General features: G+C 29.0%; 7 protein-coding genes. 3 read left to right on the top strand and 4 right to left on the bottom strand.

Translation table 11 applies throughout. The features are described from left to right. Window positions 1-390 (top strand): transposase (locus tag HM982_RS18060; RefSeq protein WP_179354731.1); only part of this gene is annotated, 390 nt, incomplete at its 5' end. Between the two features lie 7 nt (window positions 391-397). Here the strand turns inward: HM982_RS18060 and HM982_RS18055 are convergent. The 4 genes from HM982_RS18055 to HM982_RS18040 form a co-directional block, all read right to left on the bottom strand. Next, window positions 398-859 carry a UPF0158 family protein gene (locus HM982_RS18055; RefSeq protein WP_179354730.1) on the bottom strand — a complete coding sequence of 154 codons (462 nt, stop codon included), beginning with the start codon at window positions 857-859 and terminating at the stop codon, window positions 398-400. Further along, complete coding sequence (locus HM982_RS18050; RefSeq protein ID WP_179354729.1) at window positions 859-1,251, bottom strand: hypothetical protein; 393 nt, start codon at window positions 1,249-1,251, stop codon at window positions 859-861. The genes HM982_RS18055 and HM982_RS18050 overlap by 1 nt, the downstream gene beginning before the upstream one ends. Before the next feature lie 187 nt (window positions 1,252-1,438). Continuing rightward, window positions 1,439-2,080: a hypothetical protein gene (locus HM982_RS18045; RefSeq protein ID WP_179354728.1), complete on the bottom strand. Its 642-nt coding sequence runs from the start codon at window positions 2,078-2,080 to the stop codon at window positions 1,439-1,441. Further along, window positions 2,077-3,732: a reverse transcriptase domain-containing protein gene (locus HM982_RS18040; protein WP_246296956.1), complete on the bottom strand. Its 1,656-nt coding sequence runs from the start codon at window positions 3,730-3,732 to the stop codon at window positions 2,077-2,079. The genes HM982_RS18045 and HM982_RS18040 overlap by 4 nt, the downstream gene beginning before the upstream one ends. Window positions 3,733-4,110: 378 nt before the next feature. Between HM982_RS18040 and HM982_RS18035 the strand changes: the two genes are divergently transcribed. Next, window positions 4,111-4,740, top strand: a complete 630-nt coding sequence (locus HM982_RS18035; RefSeq protein ID WP_179354726.1) for a hypothetical protein — start codon at window positions 4,111-4,113, stop codon at window positions 4,738-4,740. 245 nt (window positions 4,741-4,985) lie between these two features. Further along, window positions 4,986-5,990 carry an ImmA/IrrE family metallo-endopeptidase gene (locus HM982_RS18030; protein ID WP_246296943.1) on the top strand — a complete coding sequence of 335 codons (1,005 nt, stop codon included), beginning with the start codon at window positions 4,986-4,988 and terminating at the stop codon, window positions 5,988-5,990. Window positions 5,991-6,076 lie beyond the last annotated feature (86 nt).

The raw sequence follows: 6,076 nt of genomic DNA, 5'->3' as shown, positions 1-6,076 counted from the left end.
AAAACTATTCCAGGTATAGGAAATAAAACCGCAGTAATGCTATTGGTTTTAACCGATGGATTTGATCGTTTTAAAAGCGGTAGCGAATTGTGTAGTTATGCTGGATTAACCCCTGTAGTTAGAAAGAGTGGGAGTAGTGTAAATGGACGGCCTCGTATCAGTAAAATAGGAAATCAGAAACTACGTAATCTGTTATTTATGTGCAGCTTTAATGCTTGTAAATACAATAAAGCATGTCGTGATATTTATGAGAGAATAGTAGCAAAAGGAAAGAGTAAAAAATTGGCATTGATAGCGGTGTGTAATAAACTATTAAAACAGGCTTTTGCTATAGCAAAATCAGGTTTAATATATGATGATACATATAGAAGTACTTTAGTGAAAAATTAGTGCATTTTTACTTGTTTTTTACCACAGTACTTTGTTGTGCGCTGGCTTTTCCGCTGTTTAATTGATATTCTACTATTTTTTCCAATTCACTTTGCTTAAATTCAAACCAATTTTTTCTAAATTCTGAATGGTCGATTTTATGCTTAAAATTCTGAAAAGGTTTTTTGTTTGCCAAAATATCCTCTAATTGCTCTTTAAATTTTTGGTCAGGTATTTGCTCAACAAACCGTTCTATAATTTTAAACGATTCAAAACTTTCTAAAACCTCAATTTTTATAAATTCCGATTTATGTTTTTCTATTTTTTCTAAACTTTCTTGAAAAGATTCTTTAAACTCTTCTTCGTCGAATACTTGCGAGAAATTCGGAATTGCTAAAATTTCGTTGGTCTTAAAATTATAATAACAATCATTTCCGCAATCCAATTCTTGCGCAATTTCTCTGATTATATTCGATTGAGAGCTGTTCATTATTTAATCAAAGCATTATGTAAATAAACCACTTCCGATTTTTTCCAAAAAGCCAAGTTAATTAATCCAGTCGTACTTCCGTCAATCCAATTCCCATTTTCATTAGATTGTACAGTCCATTTTATAGGTCTACCACTTTTTTTGACTGTTTTTAATCGGCAATCTTTGGAAAGTCCGAACGCAAAACAATTCAAAGCATCGATTTCGTTATCAAATTCCTCGTGCCATATATCAAATGCAACAGTATAATTTCCGTTTCCATTTGAAGTTAACGATACTGAAAATCCGTTGTCGTTATTTTTCTTTACGATAACTGAATTTTCGTCCAGTTTATAATCGGCATTCGGATACTTTTTCAGTCTTTCAATTATTTCGCTTATTGCTTTGTCCATCGGTTTTGTCAGCTTGCGCACAACGTGTTTGTGTATGGTTAGTTGCGTGGTTAAGCAACTAAATTAGCAAACTTTTACGAACCCGTGAATATTCCGCAGGAATATTCGCAAGTAGGCTACAATGAAGCAATTAAATATACGCGGTGTTAGCACCTGGCTTTTATATTCAATTATAACAATTTAGATTTTACTTATATATATATTCAATTAGGTTAAGAGTCGTAGGATATTTTTCACTTATAGATTTTCGAATTTGACTATAATTAAGAAGCTTTAATGTATGCTTTCCTGATTTTTTGTCAACTGTTGTATTATGTTGTATTCTATTTCTTATAAGATATAAATCGTCCATCCAACTACCAGCATTTGAAATTGGTTTTTCGTAAGATTTCATTTTGTCATATCTCCTCCTTTCCTCTCCATATTTACTTTTTTCTCCTGCATAATCATCAGGATTTATTGCGTCTTTTCTAATTTCCTGTATGTAATGTAGAATTAAATAGTCAATGAATTTAAGTGCATCACTTAACCATGCTCCAACCTTTATGTTTTCTGGTAAATTTTTAAATTGAGAGCAGAGCGTTAAACAAACTCTAGCATGTTCAGAAGCGCCATTATAGTCTTGTTCTGAAAGTACTTCGTTAAATGCAATGCTCAATTCCTTTTGTATTACATCTTCATAAAAAATTACAAAAAAGTCTGCTGAATCAGAGATATGAATAATTTTTTCATCTGCTAAATCGGATACAATTGATTTCATTTTTGCAGACAAATTATCATCTGAATCTACAATTTCTTTTAAGTAGTTTAAATTCCCCAAATTCATCATATGCTAAACCATGATTTGACAAGTTCAACTGAGAATTCTTCTTTTTCATAATTTATTATCCAATCTGATAATGTATATCTAATGTAAGGTTCATTATCATTTTTAATTAAAGTATTTAATTCATCTCTATAAGCTTTCGAATCACTCAAGTTGCTTAATAGAATTTTATATAATGAAAATCTAACAAGTGGTGAGGCTTCTTGTTTTACCTTATCCATTATTTTTAAGCTCTCTTCTTTGTCAATATTTAGATTATTTATGTATAAAATGTTGGTTTGATAATTAAACCATTCAAACCTTTTGTATTTCTCTTTAATCAATAAAATATTGAACTTATTATCACTATCTAGTTGGTAGTTTTTAAGATTCCAGCAAAAATGATTCGCTCTCCAAAAGAATGTATTTAAGCCAGCTAACCAAATAGGAATAAGTGTTTTGTTTAATTTAATTTCACTATTGTATTGACGTAATAAACGTACATAAACTCTCCAAACGTAGGCAGATCCAATTAAATCAACCTCTAACGTGTCAATTTCTTCAGATATAAAAGAACCATTAACAATAAACTCATTATAATTTTGAAAAATTTCATTCTCAATTTCTTCAATTCGTCTCTTAATTATATTAGTGGCTTCGTCGGGTTCGACATTAAGTTCGAAGTAATCTCTTTGTATCGAGAATTCCTCAAAGTATTCACTTTCAATTAATTTTTTTTCGTCATTACTCAAAATGATTTCTGACAGGCTTTGATTTTTAAGTGATTTCTTTCTTTCCTTTTTGTAATCACTTGAAATTTTCTCAATAATTGTCTTCTTAGAGTTAATGGATAGAGAATGGTCTTTCAGATATAAATCAATTATTAATAATGCGTTTTCTAATTCTGCATTATCATCAGAATAAACTTTTATATCGTCTGTATATCTATAATAGGAAAATGACTTTTCAATCATAATTTTATCTAATCTATGTAATAATAAATTAGCAATGAAGAATGAAGCGATTGGTCCTGTAGGAATACCAACTTGAAAAGTTGGGGAATTTCTTGTACCGCTCCACATATTTAGGCATAATAGAAGTAATTCTATTATTGAACTATTAATTTGACTCTTTTGTAAAATAAATGCCAAACTTGAATGCGGAATTGAATCAAAAAAACCAGTAATGTCAGTATCAAGTTTATATTTTAAATTATTACTTTCAACTTGTTCGTTGACCGAATTTACAAATTGATTAAATAAAGGAACATAGTTTTTGAAAAAATTAAAATCAGGATTGAAATCATCAATAATTTTAACTCCTTCTTTTACATTTTCATGAAGAACATTTCCAAAAACACATGAAGACGTTGTTTTCATTTCATCATATACCTTTTCCGCTATATGATTTGCGATTGCTTGATATACTATTGAATCCTCAATACTTAAAACTGTTTTGACTCTTTGTGTGCCAATTGGTTTTGGTTCATAGTACTTGAATGGTCTGCTAGGTGAAAATTTTTGATTTTGAAGTTTTTGGCTTAAATCTTCTAAGTTTTTATCGAGTTTTATTTTATATAAAGATACTCCAAAAAAATTTCTTACATCCTTAGTCGAGGATTTCATTACTCTTTCGTAGGCAAGCTTTAGTGATTTATAATTAAAGATACCATCCATCAAAATTATTGCGTTTTTTGGTTTATTGTAAAGATATGTTTTTCATTTCGACAAAAATTATTTTTGAGAGTAACAATTTTTTCAGCTTGGTGCTAACGTTGTTGTATATGGTTTGTTGCGTGGTTTAAGCACCTAATTTAGCAAATAAAAACCGAATAGAAAATCCGCGAGGATTTTCGTAAGTAGGCTAGAACTAGCAATAAATTATATACGGTGTTGGCAGCCGTTTTTTCTTAGTTAATAACTTGTTTACAATTTTATTTAAAAAATATTACAACTATTCTTTATTTTTATATATTTGTAATTGTAAAAAAACTCTGTTCGAGCAGAGTTCTTTATAAGTTCTTTGATTTAAGGTGTCACAAAAATCAAATTTAGATGATAACAAAGATACAAACAAAAATGGATTCCACAAGTCGCCGTGGAAAAAGAAGGCAAGTTTCCAAGGATGAATGCTTGCTAGATTTAAAAAAAGATTTACCAAAAATTTTCAAAGCTTTTAATAGAGGTGTTAGGAAGTTTAATAAGGTTTCGTCTATGTTTAATCCAGAATCAAAAGTTCGTTTTGATGCTTCTGTTTTAAATACAGCAATAGTTGAGAGCTTACAAGTTGAATTTTCTAACGATTGGAAATGGGGTAAGTACAAAAGGTTTATTTTAAGGTTAAATGACTATATTTTCCTTGTGAAAAAGTTGAACAACAATAATATGCCAATGAATATTAAAACGAAACATGTAAACTCAATTTCTAATCAATTAAGTTTACCAATGTTTAATAGTGAAGTCTATCAGGATGATCCAATATTGTTTTTTGGATATAAAACTGATAGAATGGGGGAAATAGTTTCTCCACAAGTAGTGTATATTGATGAAAATCAAGTTAAATGGGTTGTTACTGAAAATGATGTAACAAGTACAGAAACTTTATTTAAACCTAATACACAAAATAGTTCTGTAAAAGTCTCTTTAAAAGAGCAATTAGTTAGAAGAAAAGCTTCTAATGAATAGTTAATAATCGACACCTTAAATTAGAGAACTAATTTAAAAGTATAACAAATATGTAATTTAACTTTTAATAAAAACAAAAGGTTAAATTTTATATTTTAGCACGTTAATTTTAATACACCAACACGTTGGGTGCAATTAAAAAATAAATAAACTTACATTGAATAATTTTAAAATTCAAAACCATGAAATTTAATAATTCACAATTTGTATTTGCTAGAGAATATAGAGGAATAGGTCAAACTGATTTGTCAAAAAAAGTTAAAGGACTTTCTCAATCTAACTTGTCTAAGTTTGAAAAAGGATTTGATGTTTTATCAGAAAATGTTATTTATGAATTAATTAATATTCTTGATTTTCCTGTGAATTTTTTCACTAAAACTATTAATAATGATATTGAAATTGCTCATTATAGAAAAAAATCGGGTATTACTAAATCTGTAAAAGTACAATTAGAGTCAAATAATAAAATCATGGGTTATTTAGTAGACCAATTAAATGATTCCGTTGATTATCCTGATTTTTCTTTAAGACCATTAGACCCTGAAGAATATACACCAGAAGAAGTAGCTAAATTCACTAGAAAATTAATGGGTCTCGATAAGCGTGAACCTGTTGTAAATATCTTTAATCATCTTGAAAGTAATGGTGTTGTTGTAATAGAATTTGATGACGTAACAGATAAATTTGATGGCGTATCATTTAAAACAGATAAAGGTAATCCAGTTATAGTTATTAATAGAAACTTTCCTAATGATAGAAAAAGATTCACTCTTGCTCATGAGTTAGGTCATATCTTAATGCATTGTGTAGGTGATTTTCCGAATCCAGCACATCGTGATGAAAAGCAAAAAGAAAATGAAGCTAATCGTTTCGCTTCTGAATTTTTAATGCCTGCTTTTGGTATTCAAAATTCTTTAATTGGATTGAGTTTATATGATTTAGCTCCATTAAAAAAGTATTGGCATACGTCAAAACAGTCTATTATAAGAAGAGCAAAAGATTTACGTGGTATTCCTGATAATAGAGCTACTTATTTTATGATTGAATTAAGTCGAATGGGCGAACGTAAAGTAGAAAAAACACTTGTAGATATAGATAAGCCTGTCATATTCAGAAATGCATATGAGTTACATAAAAAAGAATTAAATTATTCTGATGAAGATTTATCTAAAGCTTTTTCTTTGCCTTATGATATTCTTAAAAAATATTTCAACTTTTCGGATAAATCTAAGTTAAGGGTTATCGTTTAGTCAAATGGCTGCCAACGGTTTTGTGTATGGTTAGTTGCGTGGTTCAGCAACTAAGTTAGCAAACTTTTACGAACCCGTGAAAATTC

It is taken from the genome of Winogradskyella vidalii, from assembly GCF_013403955.1.
Lineage (GTDB): Bacteria > Bacteroidota > Bacteroidia > Flavobacteriales > Flavobacteriaceae > Winogradskyella > Winogradskyella vidalii.
This window is presented reverse-complemented; position numbering and strand designations above follow the sequence as displayed.